We start from the raw sequence: 22,347 nt of genomic DNA on the forward strand, positions 1-22,347 counted from the left end.
CTACAATCTGAAAAACATCTCTATTCGCTTACTTAGTTGATTAAATATATGTACCTGAATACAAAAAAATGACTGCTTATTATAAAAGCAGCCATTGTTCCTCTGTCAATCGTATTTTTTCTATTGCTGTTGCATGACCCGTTAGTTCATCTATTTTTACGTGGACAGCATGTAGGTGCCAAGCGCCTTCATCTACGACAAATCGTGTAGGCATTTGTGTTTGAAAGCGATAAAGTACTGATTCTTTTTCCATCCCTAATACTCCTTCTTTGGATCCCACCATGCCAACGTCTGTAATATAAGCTGTTCCTTGAGGTAAAATGGTATCATCATTCGTTTGAACATGAGTATGTGTACCAACTACTAGCGATGCTTTACCATCCAAATGCCAGCCTAGTGCAATTTTCTCTGAAGTTGCTTCGGCATGAAAGTCTATTAATATTGCTTTCGTTCGCTTCTGAACAGTTGCAATGAGATGATCCGCCATAGCAAACGGACAATCGATAGGTGGAAGAAATGTTCTTCCTTGCAGATTAATAATCGCTAATTCTTTTCCATTTGCTTTTATAATGGTGGAACCTTGTCCTGGAGCTGCTTCGCTAAAATTCGCAGGTCGTACTATTCGCGGTTCGTCTTCGATCCATTCAAATATATTTTTATTATCCCACGTATGATTTCCCATCGTTATACCATGAATGCCCCACTCAAAAAATTCAGTTGCAATGGGACGTGTTATGCCTCGCCCTGAAGCAGCATTTTCTCCATTTGCAATAATAATATGGGGCTGATATTTACTAATTAAAGTTGGTAGCACTTTTTTTACTGCTTCTCTACCTACTTTACCCACAATATCACCAATAAATAATACATTCATCTCGTTTAATCCTCATCTCTATTTGTTGCTATTTCCTGTTAGCTCTATCTAGTGTAACATCAACAGATTAAATCGCAAACTAGAAGTTTAATAATAGAAAAGTGGCTGCTAAGCAGCCACTTTTTTATTATGAACTATTGTTATATTATTTAGCGTACTCTACTGCTCGAGTTTCTCGAATTACCGTAACTTTAATATGTCCCGGATAATCCAATTCACTCTCGATTTTTTTCGTAATATCTCTAGCTAAACGGAATGACTCTGTATCATCAATTTTATCTGGTTGCACCATAACACGGATTTCACGACCTGCTTGAATAGCGTATGATTTTTCTACGCCTTCAAACGATTCGGTAATTTCTTCTAGTTTCTCCAAACGTTTGATGTACGTTTCTAACGTTTCACGTCTAGCTCCTGGGCGTGCTGCCGATAAAGCATCCGCTGCACCTACTAACATCGCAATAACCGATGTAGCTTCTGTATCGCCATGATGTGATGCAATACTATTGATAACAACCGGATGTTCTTTGTACTTCTTAGCTAGCTCTACACCGATTTCAACGTGTGATCCTTCTACTTCATGGTCTAATGCTTTACCTATATCATGCAGTAGCCCAGCTCTTCTTGCTAAAGTAAGATCTTCACCAAGTTCTGAAGCCATAAGACCTGCTAAGTAAGCAACCTCCATAGAGTGCTTCAATACATTTTGTCCATAACTTGTACGATATTTTAAACGACCTAATATTTTGATCAGATCTGGGTGTAAACCATGAACGTTTACTTCAAATGTGGCTTGTTCACCATATTCTCTAATACGCTCATCAATTTCTTTTCTTGATTTTTCAACCATTTCTTCAATGCGAGCAGGGTGAATCCGTCCATCAGCTACTAATTTTTCTAAAGAAGTTCTAGCGATTTCACGTCTTATTGGATCAAAACCAGATAGAATGACCGCTTCCGGTGTATCATCAATAATAAGATCGATACCGGTCAATGTCTCCAAAGCACGAATGTTGCGGCCTTCGCGTCCAATAATACGGCCTTTCATTTCTTCATTAGGCAAGGTAACAACAGATACCGTTGTTTCAGCAACGTGATCTGCAGCACAACGCTGGATAGCAAGTGAGATAATATCACGAGCTTTTTTATCTGCGTCTTCCTTTGCTTGCTGTTCAATATCTTTAATCATTTGTGCTGTTTCATGACGTACTTCCTGTTCAACATTGGATAAAATGATCGCTTTTGCATCTTCTGTTGTAAGATTAGAAATTCGTTCCAGCTCACTTAACTGCTGTTTATAAATCAAATCAATTTGGTCTTGTGTTTCTTCGATGCGTTTTTCCTTGTTGGCCACTGTTTCTTCTTTGCGTTCAAGCGTCTCTAGCTTTTTATCCAACGACTCTTCTTTCTGCATGATACGTCTTTCTTGACGTTGCACTTCATTACGACGCTCACGAATATCTTTATCAGCTTCGGAACGGAGCCTGTGGATTTCGTCTTTCGCTTCAAGTACTACTTCTTTTTTCTGAGCTTCCGCTTCTTTTTTCGCATTTTCTACGATAAGTACTGCTTCTTGCTCTGCACTTGAAATTTTAGCTTCAGCTATTGACTTTCTAAGGACGTAACCAACCCACAAGAAAATTGCGCCAACAAGGAAATATCCCAATATCCAAATCCAGATATATTCAGGCATCTTGTTCACCTCCTTGTTGCGTACATCGAACTTGTCGTTCGACATGATAATGGCTTCTAACCAGTTCCATATTGTTTCATCATCATACTACATAATTGACGAAATAAATCAGTTTGAACTAAATTTTGGAAGGAAAATCAGTTCAAGGTTTGAAGGAATACATCATCATTTTATCTTTTCATAAATTCAATTGTCAAGCATATGACCATCTTCTTCAAATAATTCTTGTTCATTTATTCTAAATTGGTCCATTTTCATAATCTGATAAACCATTCCAGCAGGGAATCCGCGCCTTAATAAAAATTGTTGTAGCTTGTATTGTCTCTTTCTATGATCTCCAGTTATATGCGGCCATTTCTTCTCAGCAGCGTATAAAGCAGCTTCATTTTCATTATCCAAATCTAGTGTTGCAACCGCTTCTTGGGCAAGTTCTTTCTTAATACCGATGGCTTGTAATTGTTGTAAAATAAAATTTCGACCTTTTTTATTGTTTCTTAATTTGCTTTCAGCATATTGCTTCGCATACTGTAAATCATCCAGTATTTTTTCTTTGGTTAGTCGTTCTACTGCATAAACGCTATCACTTTCTGAAAATTCTTTACGCAGTAAATAGTTTTGTAGCTGCTTACTTGTGCAAGCTTTACGACCTAAATAACGAATGGCTGCAATGTAAGCATCGTACTGCAAAGCTGATTTTTCAATTTCTTCTAGTAGGTCGCTATTAATTATCGTTCCTTGAGTTAAACGATAATTTATCCAAATATCCTCATGAATGGACGGTCCAGGTTCATCATTAATATATAATATTAGTTTATTTTTATTTTTTTTATCGTAATGTATAGCTGTTATTACATATTGCTCCATTCTTAAAATACTCCTTATAATTTAATTCGCCGATTCCATCTGGAATCGGCGAAAGTAATAAGTATTAATTAAAATTATTCTTCGTCAACCAAAAAATCTTCTTCGTCTTCCTCTTCCTCAGGCTTACTATTGGTTGGAGCTACAACTAAATTATTAGTGTCTCGGATTTGTTTTTCAATTTCTTGAGCTACAGTAGCATTATCTTTCAAATACTGTTTCGAATTTTCACGACCTTGACCAAGTCGTTCGCCATTATATGAAAACCAAGCACCGCTTTTTTGAACGATTTCTAACTCTACCCCAATATCAATTAAACTTCCTTCGCGGGAAATACCTTCACCATACATAATATCAATTTCTGCTTGTTTGAATGGTGGAGCAACTTTATTTTTTACAACTTTAATACGTGTCCGGTTTCCAATCATATCATTACCTTGCTTTAAAGTTTCGATACGACGTACATCAAGTCTAATTGTGGAATAAAACTTAAGCGCACGACCACCAGGAGTTACTTATAGCGATAGGTAATCGTCATCGTCAGCATAATCTGGACGAGCGATTTTCCCCCGCTTCACACCGTACGTGCGACTTTCATCGCATACGGCGTTCCATCAAAATAATGTCCTGTAACATTGTTTTGACTATGCCCCTTCGCTCCACACCCATTACGATGCTTCTACACTACTACGGGCTGCTGCCATTCGGATTAAGCGGGCATTTCCTCCCAACAAGGAACATTAGCTTCCATCAGCTGCAATATTTCCTTCCAAACTTCCTTTGTTCCATTCAATCTAGCTTTTTTCATCGCTGCCTTAGCTGTCCTCTATAATCCGCCTGGTTTCCTGCTCCATTGCTGATGGATAACAGTATGAATAAATAATAATCATTCACAGTTTTGCGCACCCTGATACGCTATTCTGCTCCAGGTATTCTATGTAAAAGTTCGGTTACGGATCGTACATACGAGGATTCCCTTTCGGTCAACATAGCAACTTTATAGCCACCCGCCCTGGACGTTGTCGAGCTTGTATTGTTATACAAACTGCTCGAATACGTTGGAACGACTTTAGCGAGCTTCGTACAAGTAAAAGATGGTTATTACATGCACGTCACAGTTTTAGTGTTTCCGGTTTAATCAGCAACTAACCGGGAAGGGAGCTACCCCCTTCAATATCGATTGAATAGTTCTGCCTATAGGCAGGCTAACTTTATTTTGCATTTCTGCAAAGGTTGGATTAGCAACAAAGCGCACCAGGATTTCCGAACATTACTCCTACTTTTTCTCTTAATTGGTTAATAAATATAGCAATTGTTTTGGATTTTGAAATGGCTCCGGACAACTTACGTAATGCTTGTGACATTAGACGCGCCTGAAGTCCAACGTGTGAATCTCCCATATCTCCTTCGATTTCTGCTTTTGGCACTAAAGCGGCAACAGAGTCGATAACGATAACGTCTACAGCGCCACTACGAACTAACGCTTCAGCTATTTCGAGCCCTTGCTCCCCAGTATCTGGCTGTGAAAGTAGTAGCTCATCAATGTTAACTCCTAGCTTACTTGCGTACAAAGGATCTAAAGCATGCTCTGCATCGATAAATGCAGCTTGTCCACCAATACGTTGTGCTTCTGCGATGGCATGTAGCGCAACTGTCGTTTTACCAGAAGATTCTGGACCGTAGATCTCGATAATCCGACCGCGAGGGTAACCTCCTATACCAAGAGCCATATCTAATGCAATGGAACCGCTCGGCACGGTTTCTACTTGCATATGTGTTGATTCACCAAGTTTCATAATGGAACCTTTTCCAAATTGCTTTTCAATTTGTTTTAAGGCATTTTCTAAAGCGGTACGTCTATCCGTCAACTTACCTCACAACCCTTCGTCATTATACTAGTATCATACCCTATCTAAAACCGGTTGCCAACAACTTTTTTCGAACACACATTCGTATTATATTTTTGCACAAAAAAACCGCAGCTCTCTTATGAGTCGCCACGGTTCTTCCGTTAATAAACATAAGTATATCGAATGTCAATTATTGCGTCAAGGCTTGCCATAGTCGATATTGCGCAGCTTTTACAGCGCGTAGTCGAATCATCTCACGATCGCCGCCTAGTTTTAATTCATATACAGCCGTATCTTTTTCTCGTTGTGCTAAAGCGATATATACAAGCCCTACGGGCTTTCCTTCCGCAGTACCTGGACCAGCTACTCCAGTAAAAGATACAGCAAAGTCGGTATTTGCAATTTGGCGCATATTATCAGCCATCAACCGAGCGGTTTGTTCACTAACAGCTCCTGCCGCTCCATCTCCTTCTAACATAGAAAGAGGGATGCCGAGCAACTGATGTTTCATTTCATTGGTGTAAGTAACGACTCCGCCCTTGAACTCACCACTGCTACCAGGAACACTTGTAATTAATTCAGCGAATAATCCCCCTGTACAACTTTCAGCGCTCGCTAGCGTCCTTCTGGAGCTTCTTAGCAGCTGATGGATAGTGACCTCAATCGGAATATCTTGTTCTGCGTATAAATGATGGCCGACTCGTTCTTTAATTTGAATAACTGCGGCATTAATTTTTTGTTCTGCTATCGCTTCACTTTCTGCTTTTACAGATACACGAAGCGCCACTTCCCCTTCTTTTGCGTAAGGAGCTAGCGTTGTTTCTTGTTGTTGTTCAATCAAGTCAAGTAATTGATCCTCTAAATTAGATTCTCCAATTCCAGCAAACTTTAATATTCTAGAATACAGTGGTTTTACGTTACCAATTTGTTGTCTTAACCATTGATCTGCACTACTAGCTAACATTGCTTTTAATTCGCGTGGTGGACCTGGAAGAAGCAAATAAGCAGTGCCATCTTGTACTACACCGACACCAACCGCCAAACCAGCATTATTGTGAAGTGGCTCGCTTGCTTCTAACATTATCGCTTGCTTTCGATTACTCTCGACCATATGTGTGCCGCGTTCAGAGAATAACGCTTTAATTTTGTCCATCGATGGTTCATGAATAATAAGAGAACGGTTTAAATATTGCGCTAATACTTCTTTTGTTAAATCATCTTGTGTTGGTCCAAGCCCTCCAGTAAATACGAGTAAGTCCGCTCGTTTTCTACCGATTTCAATAGCTTCTCGCAACCGTCCTGGATTATCACCTACAACAGATTGGAAGTAAACATCGATACCAAGTTCGGCTAATTTAACCGATAACGTTTGTGCATTTGTATTGACAATTTGACCGAGTAATAATTCGGTACCAACAGCTATAATTTCTGCCTTCATATAGGAAACCCCTTTTTGACCATTAGAGTATACGATGCTCTTTTTCTATTTTTCGCAAAAGAGAAGACACTTCCCTAACCATAATCGGAAAAGTGCCTCTATTAAGCTTATTCAACTGGAATGAGATGTTTGTTTTTTATAAAATAATCGATACCAGAATAAACAGTAATGATTGCTGCAATCCAACTCATAATTACATCAAATGGAAAATCAATAAGTACAAATGGGAAATTATTAAGTAAAAGTACAATAATCATTGTAATTTGCACACCTGTTTTCCATTTTCCCCACTTACTTGCCGCCATTACTTTACCTTCTAAGAGAGCGATTTGTCGCAAGCCAGTAATAGCAAACTCACGACTAATGATAATAATGGCAATAAAAGCATTCAACTTATCCATCTGAACTAGTGAAATTAAAACCGCAGCAACGAGTAACTTATCAGCTAAAGGATCAAGTAATTTTCCGAGATTGGTAACGAGCTGATTTTTCCTGGCAATATAACCATCCAAAGCATCGGTACTAGCTGCGATAATAAAGATAAGAACTGCAATAATTTGATTATAAGTAATGGAGAAGTCTGCAAATACAAGCGAGCCAAAATCAAGGCGCATAAGCAAAAAGAACATAATAACTGGAACTAAAAAGATACGTGCAATCGTAATTTTGTTAGCTAAATTCATGGCATTCCCTCCCGGGTAACTCGAATCTATGTACTTGAATTGCTGATTTCCACTATATCGAACGAATATCTGCCCGGATATACCAGTTATTTTATCTAAAATTGTTAAATTGTAATTCTACCGGTAAATCAGCACCACGAAGCAATGCAATAACAGATTGCAAATCGTCACGACTTTTGCCAGTTACTCTAATTTGATCACCTTGTATTTGACTTTTTACTTTTAATTTAGAATCGCGAATCATAATATTAATTTTTTTGGCAACATCTTGTTCAATCCCCTGCTTCAAACGAATATGTTGCCGCACTGTTCCACCTGTAGCAGGCTCTATTTTATCATAGTCCATATTTTTAATGGGAACGCCTCGTTTGACTAATTTTGATTGAAGAATATCAATGACGCTCTTTAATTTATATTCATCATCAGAGACAATTACAAATTCCTCTTTTTCTAATTTTATAGAGCTTTTGCTACCTTTAAAATCAAATCGTCCGATTATTTCTTTTTCGGCTTGTACAATAGCATTACCAACTTCTTGGAAATCAACTTTGGACACTATATCAAATGAACTTTCTGTACTCACTCTGTTTCCTCCTCTTTTTCTAATTCTAAGACTAAACGTTTACTACTGTTACCATCACCATCATCTACCAGCACTCCGTCGATTTTGATTTCGGTATACTTTGGCCATCTAACATCTAGATAAGTAACTTCTGCTATATCAAATTCTAGTTTTTCTCCATCATTAGCTGTACTGTAAAATAACTTTTCACCGTTACGGCTGTCTTTGCGCATTTCTAGCCAAGTGTTTCCACCACTCACTGCAACTGTAATCTTATGAGTATCTTTTGCTGAACTAATTTTAAATCTAGATTCTCGATTTGTCGATTTCGCTTCATCTAACGTAATTGTAACCGTAGGCGTAGGCTTTGGTGTCGGCTCAATTGTAGGTGAAGGCGAAATTGCTGTAGATGTATTTGATGTTGGCAGCGGTGAACTATTATCCGTAATATTTTCTTGGTTCAATTGGTCTGGTTTAGCATTTTCTTTTGTAAAGGCATAGTACCAAACAAGCACAATAATTAAAATAAAAAAACACCACATGACAATATTAAAGCCAATTTTACCTACTCGGTCCGATTTCATCTTTTTCAGCTTGCGCGGTGGTCTAATTTCTATAGGCTCTGTATTATCCTGCTCCAATGTCGAAGAGGGAACATCATGCTGATAAAGGCGCAACACTTCATCTGCATCTAGCCCTACTGCTTCTGCATAATTTTTAATAAATGCTTTAACATAGAAGCTACCGGGCAAGACGCTATAATCACCACTTTCAATAGCCTCCAAATAACGAGTTCTTATTTTTGTCAGATCTTGAATATCTTCTAGTGTCATCTTTTTTTCTTCTCTTGCTTCACGTAACAACGCACCTAATTCAGACATGACTAGGCCTCCCTTCCGTGCAATATCAATATTATTATAAATATCCCTCGTCTAACATTAGCTCATCCATGGTAATTTCTTCGTCGGGTGTGCTACGTAATTCTACAATAAAATCAAAAATATCGTAGTTGTACGTGGACTCACTAATAAACATATCAGGATGTTCTACAACTTTTATACAAGGCATTGCAAAAACATGCTCAAGTAGTGTGGCATGCTTTTCATTAGAGCGAATAGTACTCACCACACCATCGATAATAAATACGTTGCGAGGATTTAACTCTTGCTCCGTCAATTGATTGCGCACCGTTTGTCGTAATAATGTGGAGGAAAGAAATGTCCATCTTTTATTTGCACAAACACTACCAGCAATAATCGACTCTGTTTTGCCAACACGTGGTCTCCCGCGTAAACCAATGACCAAATGACCGGGTTGCTTAAACACTTCACCTAAAAAGTCAACTAGAACACCTAACTCATCTCTTGTAAATCGATAAGTTTTTAAAGCTGCTGCATCTCGTTCAATATATTTTCCATGTCGCATCGCCATAATATCAATAAGAGATGGTGTTCCCAACTTATTAACAGTAATGCTATTCATCGCAGCTAGTAATTGTCCAAGTAAAGTTATTTTGTTGGCATCATCCGTTTGTAAGAGCATGCAGCGAGTTTGATTTTTCAATCCATTAATCGTTAAAATGTTTACTTCTAACATTCCTAATAATGAAGCGATGTCACCAAGCAAACCGGGGCGGTTATTATGTATTTTATACTCTAAATACCACTGATTAGATTCCACTGGATCCCTCACTTCATCAAGACTAATTAAATTGTAACATTAGTAGATAGTATCATTCTACTGCTAATTCTACAATTTTCGCCAGGTTCCTGCAAATTCCCATCACTATATAGAAATAATTGGATATAAATAAAAATAAACAAGTATAAGTCCGCGAAAATGGTAACTATTACTATGTTAGCCAACCACCGTTAGCACTAATAATTTGACCGGTAATATAAGATGATTCTGGCAAGCATAAAAAATATACTAAAGATGCTATTTCTTCTGCTGTCCCTAGCCGCCCAAGCGGAATATCATCTTTCAACTCTGCAACTTCTTGTTCATTAAACTGATCAAGCATTTCTGTTTCAATCGCTCCAGGAGCAACAGCATTTACTGTCACTCCTGAAGGCGCTAATTCTTTAGATAAAGCTTTGGTAAAAGCATTGAGTCCACCTTTGGAAGCGGAGTAAAGCACCTCACAGCTAGCTCCGGACAGTCCCCATATAGAAGAAATGTTAACAATTCGACCAAAACGTTGCTCAATCATATGTGGCATAAACAATTGTGTCGTATGAAAAACTCCCCGCAAGTTAACAGACATGACATCGTCCCACTCGGTTTCTGTCACATCTTGCAGCATGCCATAAGAAGCAATCGCTCCATTGTTGACGACAATATCCGGCATTAACTGATAATCGACTAGCTTTTCCTTCATACGCTCTAACTGATCCCGTGAACGCAAATCAGCGGAAATAGTTAACACTCGCACACCATAAGATAAACAAATTCTAGCTGTTTCATTTGCTTGTTCGTGCGAATGCAAGTAATGAATAACGACATTAACGCCTTCTAAAGCAAATCGCTTCGCAATCGCCGCCCCAATTCCTCGGCTTCCCCCTGTAATAAGTGCTGTCATTTGCTGAAGTGACTTCATCATTACAAATGATTAACAATCGATATAGACATTTGTTCCGCATCAAAATGTTCCCTTAAACGAGCATTAGCATCCGCAAGCGTACATTTTTCATAACAATGCAAAATATCAAAAAGATCGTTACCTCTAAATCTATATTTCGTAAACTCACCGGCTATTGCCTCAGGGGAATTAAGCATTCGTAAAAAATTACCTATTTTTTTTCGCTTGATCCGTTCGAACACAGTAGCATCAAGCCCAGTTTCTTTTATTTGTTCTACGGCAGCTAGAAGTTTAGTCACCAATTGATCTGGATCTGGTGTATCTCCACCAATAATCGAAAAACCATACTGCGAATCAATGTTATATTCGTGGCTGAAGGAATCCGAAATAAGTTGCTCTTCATAGAGAGATTGATACAAAGATGTACTTGTTCCTAATAAACAATCTAACATTAGCTTTGTCGTTACTTCTTGTTGTAGTAAGTCTGATCCCGTTACCGTAATTGCTTTTTCTTTGAAACCAATCATACACTTTGGTAACGATACAGCTAGTTTTTGAATTACTTTTTTATTTCTCACTTTGCTAGGTTCATCATCAAAAAAACGTGAAATACTTTTGCCAGGCGGATAATTTTTGGCAGCTTGATTGCTGCGTACTAAAGCTATAATTTCCTCTGGATCAACTCCACCTACAACAAAAAGCAGCATGTTAGAAGGATGATAAAATGTATTGTAACAATGATATAGTGTTTCTTTATCAATCTTTCTTATAGAATCGACTGTTCCAGCAATATCAATATGAACAGGATGGTTCTGATACATCGCTTCAATTAAACCGAAATAAACGCGCCAATCAGCATTATCAGCGTACATATTAATTTCCTGTTCGATGATCCCTTTTTCTTTTTCTACGTTTTCATCTGTAAAATAAGGGTTTTGCACAAAATTAATTAACGTCGTTAAGTTTTCTGTAACATGTTCTGTTGCGGAAAATAAGTAGACCGTTCTATCGAAGCTTGTAAAGGCATTTGCTGACGCTCCATGCGAAGCAAAGGTAGCAAATATATCTCCATCCGGCTCTTCAAACATTTTGTGCTCCAAAAAATGAGCTATCCCATCTGGTACTCGTGTTGGCTCTGTACCAACATGAGCAAAATGATTATCGACCGATCCATAGCGAGTAGCAAAAGTAGCATAGGTTTTTTGAAAGCCACTTTTCGGTAATACAACTACTTCCAACCCGTTATCCAGTACTTCCCGATAAAGTGTTTCTTGCAGTCGTTCATAATGTAGTTTTTCCATCTACTACTTCTCCTCCCTATCCCGTAGAAAATATATTGTATCTAATTGCACATGTTCAGCAACTGTAACAATATCTTCTTTCGTAATATCTTTGACTTGTTGTAGTAACTGCTCTACTGATCGTTTTGTTCCACTAAATACTTGATTAAAATGATAACCAATCGTTTCGAAGGCTGAATCCTGCATTTCCCTTAATTGATTAATAAGCATCGCTTTCGTTTGCTCCATCTCCAAATCGGTCAATGCACCAGCTCGCATCGCTTCTAGCTGTTCTTCAATAATAGCTACTGCCTGCTCGTAATGAGCAATTTCGATGCCGGATTGTATCGTACAGATACCTTTGTGACCATCTAATCTAGATGCAGCGTAATATGCTAAACTAGCTCGTTCACGAACGTTCAAAAATAATTTAGAATGCGGATATCCACCTAAAATGCCGTTATACATTAATAGCGCTGCGTAGTTCGCATCGTTGTAGCCAAGGCCGGTCGTTAACCCCATGTTTAATTTACCTTGCCCAACATCCAATTCTTCTACGACTCGTTTTATTTCAGTAGGACCAGTCTTTAACTGCGTGCTGCTATAGAGTGTAGGCGCACCTTGTTTGATATTAAAAGAGTCTGCTACATATTTCTCGACTTCAGCAAGCGTAGTATCACCAACAACGTAAAGATCAAAAGCAGCCTCTTTCAGCCAATCTTGATAACGGTTATAAAGTGACTGGGCAGTAATTTGCAATAAATCACTTTGTTTGCCGAGTGGATGTAACCGATATATATCATCTTCACACATTTCTTCTAAACATCGTTCGGCAGCATATCTAATTTTATCATTTACAATGGCTTCTAATCGTTTGCGAATATTATCTTTTTCTGCTTCTACATATGCAGTAGAAAAAGAACCATTAGGCAAATAAGGGGAACTGACAGTGTCTCCCAAAAACTGTAGTGCTTGCGCTAATAGTGATTCATTCGTTGTTACAAATTGATCATTTATAATATCCAAACTAAATTGTACGATTTGAGAATCGCCTCGTTTATATATATCAAATCCAAAACCAGCACCATACAATTCATCTAATTTAGCTCGAAACAACGATGTTTCAGGCAATTTGGCGTTTCCACGTCGCATAACAAATGGTAAAAGCGCAGTTTCAGTAACTGTATTTTCTTCAAGTGGTACTCCAGCGTATAATGATATCGCAAATGTTTTAAATCTTTTTGTTGGAAGTACATGTATTCTTAATCGTTGAACTTGTCCGCTTTGAAAAACATTCACTTCATTCGCTCCCTTCTAAACACTCGTGTAATAATTAAACATTTCCATCTTGATTTTACCGAAGTAAAATGGAAGAAGCAACCACATTCCTAAGATAGAAACAGGTTGCCCCAACCTTTAAATACAAAAAATATGTTTGCCAATTGTCATTACTTGCTTTCGTGTCCAAATCCATTTGGAAGTTGCCGTATCTGGGTTAAAGTAATAGAGGCATCCATAAGTAGGATCAAGCCCATTGACTGCTTCTTCTACTGCTCGTCGTGCTGTTTCGTTCGGTGTTAAATATATTTGACCATCATCTACAGCTGTAAAAGCACGAGGTTGAAATATAACACCGTAAACCGTATTTGGAAAGTTAGGTGATTTAACACGATTCAAAATGACAGCTGCTACTGCAACCTGACCTTCAAATGGTTCACCGCGTGCTTCGCCATACACAGCATTAGCCATTAAACGTAAATCATTTTCGCTTAATCCTAATCGATTAGATGCAGGTAAAGACGAACTTCCCGCATTATTTTCTTTTCCACTTCCACTATTGGACGTTTTGTTTTCTTCCTTTTTACCAGGCTTCCAGTTTTTCGTAGCTGCTACTAATTTCTCTTTCGTACTTGTTCCTACTACCCCATCGGATTTCAGACCAAATTTCCATTGAAACCACGTTACTGCATTTTTCGTTTTTGTTCCGAATATACCGTCGATTTCCCCATCATAATACCCCAAATTAGTTAATCGACCTTGTAATTCGGTTACATCAGCTCCAGTAGAGCCAACCTTTAACGTAGCGCCACTAAATGTTTCAACACTTTTATCTACTTGAGATACATACATTACAGATAGAAACAATGCAATAGTTAACGTCATTAACAAAACACGTTTTTTCATATTGGGATCTGCCTTTCTCATACAAGTTATTCGCTTTTTAGAGCGGTGTCTAACATTAAGTATGAGAAAGTAATCCCTTTTCTATGCAAAAATAACTATTTTGTTAAAAACTAATTTGCTTTTAATTGTTCTTCTGTCACTAGCACCTCTCTTGGCTTACTTCCTTCATATGGTCCGATGATTCCTTTTGTTTCCATTTGATCAATTAGTCTACCCGCTCGATTGTAGCCAATACGCATTCTTCGTTGCAACAAAGAAACGGAAGCTTGCTTCGCTTCAACGACAATTTGTACAGCATCGTTGTAAAGTTCATCTAATTCAATAGCATTTTCATCTTCTTCCTCTATTTCTGGTACAAGCTCTTCGTTATACTCTGCTTCCGCTTGTTCTCTTGTAAAGGCTACAAGAGCTTCGACTTCCGGATCGGATAGAAAAGCTCCTTGCACACGAATAGGTTTGGACATTCCAACTGGTAAAAATAACATATCACCACGACCAAGCAACTTTTCTGCGCCGACCATATCCAGAATAGTTCTTGAATCGACTTGTGAAGAGACACCAAAAGCAATTCTAGATGGAATGTTCGCTTTAATAACTCCGGTAATAACATCAACAGAAGGACGTTGTGTAGCTAGTATTAAATGAATTCCACTAGCTCTAGCTTTTTGAGCTAACCTTGCTATAGACTCTTCCACATCATTGGCAGCAACCATCATCAAATCAGCTAGCTCATCGACAATGACGACAATATATGGTAATACAGCATCTGGTTGACCAGCCATCATTGCATTATATCCTTCGATATTACGAGTACTCGATTTGGAAAATTGCTCATAGCGATTTTCCATTTCTACTACTATTTTTTTCAATGCAAGAGAAGCTCTCCTTGGATCTGTTACAACTGGCGCTATTAAATGTGGAATGCCATTGTACATGTTTAACTCGACCATTTTAGGATCAATCATAAGAAACTTCACTTCATCAGGGGTTGCTTTATATAATATGCTAGTAATGATCCCGTTAATACATACAGATTTTCCAGATCCTGTTGCACCGGCAACTAGTAAGTGAGGCATTTTTGTCAAATTTCCGACGATAGTTTGCCCGGATATATCTCGACCAAATGCGATAGATAATTTAGAAGCAGCTTTTTGAAAAGCAGCAGTCTCCATTACTTCCCGCATCGTTACAATCGAAACCTCTAAGTTGGGCACTTCGATACCAATGGCAGACTTTCCAGGAATTGGCGCTTCCATTCGAATATCTTTGGCGGCGAGCGCGAGCGCAATATCATCAGCTAGCCCGACTATACGACGGACCTTCACACCTTCCGCTGGCTGCACTTCATAACGAGTAACAGCAGGACCACGGATAACATCAAGTACATGCGCACGTACACCAAAGCTTTCTAAGGTCGCTTCTAGTTTTCTTCTAGAATCGTATAGATCTTTTGGTTCTCCATTTTTACTATTACTTTGCGGTTTATTAAGTAAAGAAAATGGCGGCATTTGATATGGCTTTTCTGATGAAGATAAAATAGTAACCTCTTCTACTGATTGATTATTTAGCCCAATAGGACGTCTTGGTGCACCTTCCAGTGATTGTGCAGCTGTAATTATTGCCTCAGAACTGGGAAGATCATAACTATTTTCATTTTCCTCGAGATTAGTCATACCGCTGTGTTGTGTTATATTATGTAACTCATCCTCTTTAGAAGTGGCTATAGAAGGTGCATGATACTGTTCGACTACATGATGATCACGGACATTATCCAATTTATCATCGTCAAGATCAATTACGCGCTCAGTAGTTTGTCCTTCTTTATTAGTCTCTTCTGCTGTTTGCTGTTCACGCTCTTTCTTTTTCTTTTCCCAAAAATCAAACACCCGATCACCAATTGTTTGTAATGTAAATGTTTTTTTAGCATTTTTTCGAGCGGATGTTAGTCGATCTGTTGTTTGATCAAGTTGAGCTGAACTATCGTCTCCATCCTCGTCCTTGTACTGATCGTAATGAGTAACAGAAATCTCTTCATCAGGCGGTATGGGTGTTTTATTATTTTTTATTTGTTTAGCTTTTTGAACATTTGTTCGTTTTTTTGTCCATTGTATATATTTTGCTTGGAATAATTTGTAGAACTTCATTGTTTTCTTCACAACAATTCGCAAAATATCAATATAGGATCTTCCTGTAATTAACATAATAGAAATAGCAATCATAACGATCATAAGAAGCAAAGCTCCATAATATCCAAACAGCGTGAAAAAAGCAGTATATTGCACAGCTCCAACATATCCACCACTAATTCGTTTATCTCGAATAGAGATGTTTGGTGATGGATCAGAAGCAATTAATTCCATCTTCAAACTTTTATTTAATTCACTAAATATTAATCCGCCACTCCATTGATCGCGGGGAATGACTTCGAACCGATAATTTATTTCGGACATGGAACTACCTAATGTTAATGCCATTACAATAATGACAATTCCTAATCTCCGATTAGACCACCCTTTTGGCCAAGCTCGCTTGATCATGACACTTAATCCTACATAAATGCCAATGAGAGCAAGCACAAAAAAATACTTGCCCAATACTAAACCAAATAGTTTGGAAAGAGACCTCCCTACTGCTGCTTCGCCAGACAAAGCAATGATAGAAATGGTTATAAGTAAAATTCCATATATTTCATATTTCAATTGAGTACCAAATGTTTTTCGTCTTCTTCTACGCTTTGCCAATATCGTCACCTCTAATTACACATTATACCATGTGAACAACTGATCGGCTATGAAGCGTAAAAAATCATTACAATGTAGTATCACTATAATGGATAATATTACCTGGAGTGAAAATAGGATTTAAGTAATCTTCTAACGAGCAGTCAATAAGACGAACAACTTTACCTACACCAGAGGCAATGGGCGTAACTGCAACAGTTCTACCTGATATTTGTACTTCAATAGATGTTTCAAATGGTTGATCATCTGCAAACAATAATTGATCGGAAACAATCGTATACATTACCATTTAAATTCCCCATTTCTAATTATTTTTGACTTCATTGAGGCGCACCTTTATTATCGACATCTTTTTGTTCTGTTTGAGGTTTGTTTTGTTCAATTAATTGGCGTAGTTTGGATATTGCCTGGCTTAAACCGCCAACTTCATTAATTAAACCATGTTTTACTGCGTCTGACCCAATAACAGTCGTACCGATGTCACGTGTCAATTCCCCCATTTTAAACATTAATTCTTTAAATATTTGTTCTGTAATAGCAGAATGTTGTGTTACAAATCGAACGACTCGTTCTTGCATTTTCTCAATATAATCAAATGACTGAGGAACGCCAATTACAAGCCCATTCAATCTAATCGGATGAATAGTCATCGTAGCCGAATCTGCTATAAATGAATAATGACCTGCAACAGCAATTGGAACACCTATCGAGTGACCACCGCCCAAAACGAGCGTAACTACCGGTTTCGACATGGTGGCAATGATTTCAGCAATCGCCAAACCAGCTTCCACATCTCCACCAACCGTATTTAATATAACTAAAATACCTTCAATTTTATTGTTTTGCTCTGCTGCAACTAATTGCGGTATTAAATGTTCATACTTTGTCGTTTTATTTTGTGGTGATAAAACAACGTGTCCTTCCACTTGCCCAATAATGGTCATACAAAAGATATTAGATTCTGAAGCTTGTGCTATAGAAGTTTGTCCAAGTTGAACGATCGCTTCTAAAGCTGATCCACTTTTTTTCTTATCATCTTCATTTTTTTCTGTTTCGTTCTGAGATGCATTTGACAAGCGCATAGTAACACTCCCTGTTCATAATTGATACATTGCTTTAAAATAAGTAACACAGCTTAGTATAAGGAGCTTCGGCGGAAATATGCGACTATCGAGTAAAGAAAAGAAAAAAATCGTCTGTCATAACGACAGGACGATTTTTTTGGTGATGGGTTATATCTATTATACTTCCATAATTATCGGTAAAATCATGGGGCGACGACGAGTTTGTTCATATAGAAAGCGTCCCAAAGCATCTTTTACATTAGTTTTTAAAGATGCCCATTCGTTCACTTTATCATTCATTAGTTTTTGTAGTGTTGTTGAAACAATTTTGTTTGCTTCATCCAGCAATCCTTCAGATTCACGTACATAGACAAAACCACGAGAAATAATATCTGGTCCTGATAATATAGTACCGTCTTGTTTGCTTAATGTAACAACTACGACAAGAATTCCATCTTGAGATAGTAATTTACGATCACGTAGTACAATATTACCTACATCACCTACACCAAGTCCATCGATAAGTACATTACCGGCTTGAATTTTATTACCTTTGCGTGCTACTCCATTTTGGAACTCGACTGTATCTCCATTGTCAATAACGAAAATGTTCTCTTGTTCTATTCCAATTTCTTCAGCAAGTGTAGCATGTTGACGCAACATACGGTATTCACCATGAACTGGTATGAAATATTTAGGTTTTACTAAATTTAACATTAATTTCAATTCTTCTTGGCTACCATGTCCAGAAACGTGAACTCCTGACGCAGAACCTGGGCCGTAAATAACATGTGCACCCAAGCGGAATAATTCGTCGACGGTTCTTCCTACATATCGCTCATTTCCTGGTATAGGAGTAGCTGCGATAATAACGGTATCTCCTGGTAAAATGTCAACTTTACGGTGTGTAGAACGAGCCATTCTCGTTAGCGCTGACATCGGCTCACCTTGGCTACCAGTACAAAGAATTACTACTCTGTCTGCTGCCATCTTATTAACTTCTTCTGGCTCGATAATCATACCTTCTGGTATATGAAGATAACCTAGCTCGGAAGCAATATTTACGACATTGACCATACTACGACCAACAACAGCTATTTTGCGATTAGTTGCAATAGAAGCGTTAATGATCTGTTGAATACGGTGAACGTTAGAAGCAAATGTTGCAACGACAACTCGTTGCGCAGACTTGCGGAATATATCTTCTAGTTGAACACCTACATTACTTTCGGATGGTGTATATCCTGGACGTTCTGCATTTGTACTATCGGATAGTAGAACAAGGACACCACGTTTTCCAATTTCGGCAATTCGTTGTAAATCAGCAAACTGATCGTTAACCGGTGTATGATCGAACTTAAAGTCACCAGTGTGAACAACGTTACCTTCTGGTGTTTCCAAACAAACACCGACTGAATCGGGAATACTATGATTGGTACGGAAAAATGTAGTACGAATAGTTCCTAGTTGAATTTCAGAATCAGCATTGATTAGAATTCGTTTCGTATCACCAAGAATACCCGCTTCTTTCAATTTTCCTTCGATTAATCCCAATGTTAGCTTTGTTCCGTAAACAGGAACATTTAGCTGTTTCAATACATACGGTAATCCACCAATATGGTCCTCGTGACCATGTGTTATAACAATTCCACGAACTTTGTCAAGGTTATCAACTAAATAATTGATATCTGGAATAACGATATCTATACCTAACATATCTTCTTCAGGAAACTTTAGCCCCGCATCAACGACAACAATGTCATTATTATATTGAATGACATACATATTCTTTCCAATTTCGCCAACTCCGCCTAAAGCAAAGACGAGTAGCTTGTCTTGATTATTTTTTTTAATAGACAAATGAATCTATACCTCCTAATATTGTGTATTGCTATAAATAAACAGAATTCAACTCTAATTAAGCACAAAGAAATAAGCAGCTGACACACGCAAAAGGAACAAGCTGCATAAAAAACTAAGTATAGCCATATATGGAATATCTATCCACATAATTAGCCGATATATCCTTAATCTTGACAACCTTAAAACAATTTCGATGTCCTAGTACAAACAATGTACTCAGCCAATCGAAAAAAGTATTCCATTATTTTACCGAACCCATTCACTTGACCCTATTATACATGATTGAAAAGATATTTTACAAGTACTTGACGAGATTATAATTATAATTCGTTTCTTTACGCAGCATTTGTATGATTATATCATTTCCAAAATGTTTAATCGTTAAGCAACAAAAATGCATTTGACATAAAAAAAGATAATATTTGTGAAAGCACAAAAAAGCTAGTGCATACAGCACCAGCTTTTAAAACAGTCATTATTCAGTTATTTGCAATAGTGTACGTAGAAACTGTGCTTCCGCTTCTGTTGCAGCTACTAATGGCAAACGAACGCCACCTACTGGAAGCCCTTTTAAACCAAGGCTGTATTTGATGGCAACTGGATTAGGTACCGGATGTGGGCATGCGAACATTCCACGGAACAAAGGATGTAGCATTCCATGCAGTTCTGCTGCACGGGCTGTTTCTCCTTGAACGAATGCTTCAATCATTTCTTTCATTTCTGCACCTGCAATGTGACTAGTAACACTAATGATGCCATAGCCGCCGATTGCAAGCGCTGGTAGTGCGGCACTATCATCTCCGCTATATACTTTAAAGTTTTTTGGAGCGCGAGCGACAATTTGAGTCAACTGATCTGTCGATGCACAGTCTTTCGTTCCAACAATATTGTCGATTTCTGCCAAACGAAGCGTTGTTTCGACAGAAATATTAACAGCCGTTCTACCTTCTACATTATAAAGAAGAACAGGAAGCGTAGTTGATGCTGCAATAGCTTTGAAGTGTTGATACAATCCTTCTTGTGACGGTCTATTGTAATATGGAGCAACTAGCAATATGCCATCAACACCGCATGCTTCAGCCTCTTTGGTGAGTTCTATCGATGCTGCTGTATTGTTGCTTCCAGTACCCGCGATAACTTTGCAACGACCTGCAACGTGTTTAACTACAAAACGAAATAATTCAAGTTTTTCTGTTTCAGTTAATGTCGGGGATTCCCCCGTCGTACCTGCAACAACGAGACTGTCGCTTTGTTGTTGCACAATTAAATGGTCAATTAACTTTTCAGTTGTAGCCCAATCAATTTGTCCGTCTGTATGAAATGGGGTGACCATTGCTGTAATTAATCTTCCAAAATCCATCCCAAATTCCTCCTATAATTTTTACCTCAACCACATTGATCTAACGGTAAGCACGTTGAAACTAGATCAATACTATTTATGCAGATTGAACTTCTCATGTAACGTACGTACAGCATCTTCCATTTGCTTTTGATCAATGAGTAACCATATTGTCGTATTGGAATCTGCCGATTGCAATATAGCAATATGATGTTCTGTTAATGCTGCGACAATATTCGCCATAACTCCAGGCTGTCCGTTCATACCGCCACCAATGACAGATACTTTAGCGCAGTTCGGTCGGACTGATACTCGTATATTATGATCTTGCAACAATCTTACCGCCAAAGTTGTGTATTGTTCTTGCACAGTAAAATTGATTTGCGATTGTGTAACATGTATAAAATCAATGCTTATGGCATGATCAGCTAGCAATTGAAACACTTGCAAAGGAAGTTCTAATTGCTGTTTGGATTGTTCCTGCTCAGAACACTCTTCCATAGTAACAGTAAATTGCGTTAAACCATTAAAGTGTGCAATAGCCATCACTTGACGTTCTGATGTTACTTCAACCATTGTTGTATCAGTTACAATCGTACCAATTTCTTCGGAAAATGTCGAACGTATTCGAAGTGGCAACTTAGCCTGCCAAGCAAATTGAACCGCTCTTGGGTGAATAACTTTAGCTCCTTCACGTGCCATGTTGCTTATTTCTGCATAAGAGATCGTAGTTAAAGGTTTTGCTCTTGCAACAATACGTGGATCTGCCGTAAGCACTCCACTAACATCAGTATATATATCTACATACTCCGCTTTTAAAGCAGCGCCTAATGCGGTTGCTGTAGTATCGCTTCCTCCGCGGCCTAATGTTGTTATCTCACCTTGACTAGTCTGTCCTTGAAATCCAGCGACTACGGCAACATTACCTTGCCCAAGTGATTTTCGCAAGCGTTCCGGTTGAATATCTTTAATTAATGCATTGCCAAACTGGTCATTTGTTAATATACCTGCACTAGCTCCAGTAAAAGCTTCTGCGCTAATACCATTTTGTTGCAATAGAGCACTAAGTGTGATTGCCGATATAATTTCACCACATGCTAGCAATAAATCCTGTTCACGAACAGACAGCGGCTCACTCTCACTACGAATAAGCTCTAGCAACGTATCTGTTGCATAAGGGTCTCCAAGCCTCCCCATCGCCGAGACAACGACAACGACTTGATAGCCGTTGTCTCTTTCTCTTCGAATGTGGTCAACTACCCTGTTTCTGCTTTTGGTCGTAGTAAGCGAGGAGCCGCCGAATTTTTGAACTAGGATGCGCATCATCGTATACC

The 22,347-nt window shown here is 38.3% G+C and carries 18 protein-coding genes and 2 pseudogenes; all 20 read right to left on the minus strand.

The genetic code is table 11. The annotated features are described in order from the left end of the window. Positions 1–79: 79 nt before the first annotated feature. Positions 80–874 (minus strand): TIGR00282 family metallophosphoesterase, encoded by a 795-nt coding sequence (locus tag ACFSTH_RS20140; RefSeq protein WP_377773263.1) that lies wholly within the window; start codon positions 872–874, stop codon positions 80–82. Between the two features lie 145 nt (positions 875–1,019). Then, positions 1,020–2,567, minus strand: coding sequence for a ribonuclease Y (gene rny, locus ACFSTH_RS20145; protein ID WP_377773265.1), 1,548 nt, complete (start codon positions 2,565–2,567; stop codon positions 1,020–1,022). A gap of 186 nt (positions 2,568–2,753) precedes the next feature. Beyond that, complete coding sequence (locus tag ACFSTH_RS20150; protein ID WP_377773267.1) at positions 2,754–3,431, minus strand: regulatory protein RecX; 678 nt, start codon at positions 3,429–3,431, stop codon at positions 2,754–2,756. A gap of 74 nt (positions 3,432–3,505) precedes the next feature. Further along, a pseudogene (locus ACFSTH_RS20155) lies at positions 3,506–3,940 on the minus strand (recombinase RecA); the annotation flags it as partial. 744 nt (positions 3,941–4,684) lie between these two features. Further along, positions 4,685–5,296, minus strand: a pseudogene (recA, locus tag ACFSTH_RS20160) (recombinase RecA); the annotation flags it as partial. A 172-nt stretch (positions 5,297–5,468) separates the two neighbouring features. Beyond that, complete coding sequence (locus ACFSTH_RS20165; RefSeq protein ID WP_377773269.1) at positions 5,469–6,716, minus strand: competence/damage-inducible protein A; 1,248 nt, start codon at positions 6,714–6,716, stop codon at positions 5,469–5,471. Positions 6,717–6,823: 107 nt separating this feature from the next. Continuing rightward, positions 6,824–7,399 (minus strand): CDP-diacylglycerol--glycerol-3-phosphate 3-phosphatidyltransferase, encoded by a 576-nt coding sequence (gene pgsA, locus ACFSTH_RS20170; protein ID WP_377773271.1) that lies wholly within the window; start codon positions 7,397–7,399, stop codon positions 6,824–6,826. A gap of 91 nt (positions 7,400–7,490) precedes the next feature. Next, the gene (locus tag ACFSTH_RS20175; protein WP_377773273.1) at positions 7,491–7,982 is read right to left on the minus strand and encodes a YajQ family cyclic di-GMP-binding protein; all 492 of its coding nucleotides are present in this window, start codon (positions 7,980–7,982) and stop codon (positions 7,491–7,493) included. Further along, a complete protein-coding gene (locus tag ACFSTH_RS20180; protein WP_377773275.1) occupies positions 7,979–8,842 on the minus strand; it encodes a helix-turn-helix domain-containing protein in 864 nt (287 codons plus the stop codon). The genes ACFSTH_RS20175 and ACFSTH_RS20180 overlap by 4 nt, the downstream gene beginning before the upstream one ends. 34 nt (positions 8,843–8,876) lie before the next feature. Then, entirely contained in the window at positions 8,877–9,641 is a 765-nt protein-coding gene (locus ACFSTH_RS20185; protein ID WP_377773277.1) for a DUF3388 domain-containing protein, read from the minus strand. Between the two features lie 172 nt (positions 9,642–9,813). Beyond that, positions 9,814–10,560 (minus strand): elongation factor P 5-aminopentanone reductase, encoded by a 747-nt coding sequence (ymfI, locus tag ACFSTH_RS20190; RefSeq protein WP_377773587.1) that lies wholly within the window; start codon positions 10,558–10,560, stop codon positions 9,814–9,816. A gap of 2 nt (positions 10,561–10,562) precedes the next feature. After that, positions 10,563–11,843, minus strand: a complete 1,281-nt coding sequence (gene yfmH, locus ACFSTH_RS20195; protein ID WP_377773279.1) for an EF-P 5-aminopentanol modification-associated protein YfmH — start codon at positions 11,841–11,843, stop codon at positions 10,563–10,565. A gap of 3 nt (positions 11,844–11,846) precedes the next feature. After that, entirely contained in the window at positions 11,847–13,121 is a 1,275-nt protein-coding gene (gene yfmF, locus ACFSTH_RS20200; protein ID WP_377773281.1) for an EF-P 5-aminopentanol modification-associated protein YfmF, read from the minus strand. Positions 13,122–13,238: 117 nt separating this feature from the next. Continuing rightward, on the minus strand, positions 13,239–14,006 hold the full coding sequence (gene sleB, locus ACFSTH_RS20205; RefSeq protein WP_377773283.1) for a spore cortex-lytic enzyme: 768 nt from the start codon (positions 14,004–14,006) through the stop codon (positions 13,239–13,241). A gap of 110 nt (positions 14,007–14,116) precedes the next feature. Further along, on the minus strand, positions 14,117–16,747 hold the full coding sequence (locus ACFSTH_RS20210; RefSeq protein WP_377773285.1) for an FtsK/SpoIIIE family DNA translocase: 2,631 nt from the start codon (positions 16,745–16,747) through the stop codon (positions 14,117–14,119). A 67-nt stretch (positions 16,748–16,814) separates the two neighbouring features. Further along, positions 16,815–17,036 carry a YlzJ-like family protein gene (locus ACFSTH_RS20215; RefSeq protein ID WP_377773287.1) on the minus strand — a complete coding sequence of 74 codons (222 nt, stop codon included), beginning with the start codon at positions 17,034–17,036 and terminating at the stop codon, positions 16,815–16,817. Between the two features lie 31 nt (positions 17,037–17,067). Next, entirely contained in the window at positions 17,068–17,829 is a 762-nt protein-coding gene (locus ACFSTH_RS20220; RefSeq protein WP_377773289.1) for a ClpP family protease, read from the minus strand. A 159-nt stretch (positions 17,830–17,988) separates the two neighbouring features. Continuing rightward, the gene (locus ACFSTH_RS20225; RefSeq protein WP_377773589.1) at positions 17,989–19,665 is read right to left on the minus strand and encodes a ribonuclease J; all 1,677 of its coding nucleotides are present in this window, start codon (positions 19,663–19,665) and stop codon (positions 17,989–17,991) included. A 484-nt stretch (positions 19,666–20,149) separates the two neighbouring features. Then, the gene (gene dapA / locus ACFSTH_RS20230; RefSeq protein WP_377773291.1) at positions 20,150–21,034 is read right to left on the minus strand and encodes a 4-hydroxy-tetrahydrodipicolinate synthase; all 885 of its coding nucleotides are present in this window, start codon (positions 21,032–21,034) and stop codon (positions 20,150–20,152) included. A gap of 72 nt (positions 21,035–21,106) precedes the next feature. Next, complete coding sequence (gene dapG / locus ACFSTH_RS20235; protein WP_377773591.1) at positions 21,107–22,336, minus strand: aspartate kinase; 1,230 nt, start codon at positions 22,334–22,336, stop codon at positions 21,107–21,109. Between the last annotated feature and the right edge of the window lie 11 nt (positions 22,337–22,347).

Origin of the sequence: Paenibacillus yanchengensis, from assembly GCF_042684845.1 — a bacterium.
GTDB lineage: Bacteria > Bacillota > Bacilli > Paenibacillales > Paenibacillaceae > Pristimantibacillus > Pristimantibacillus yanchengensis.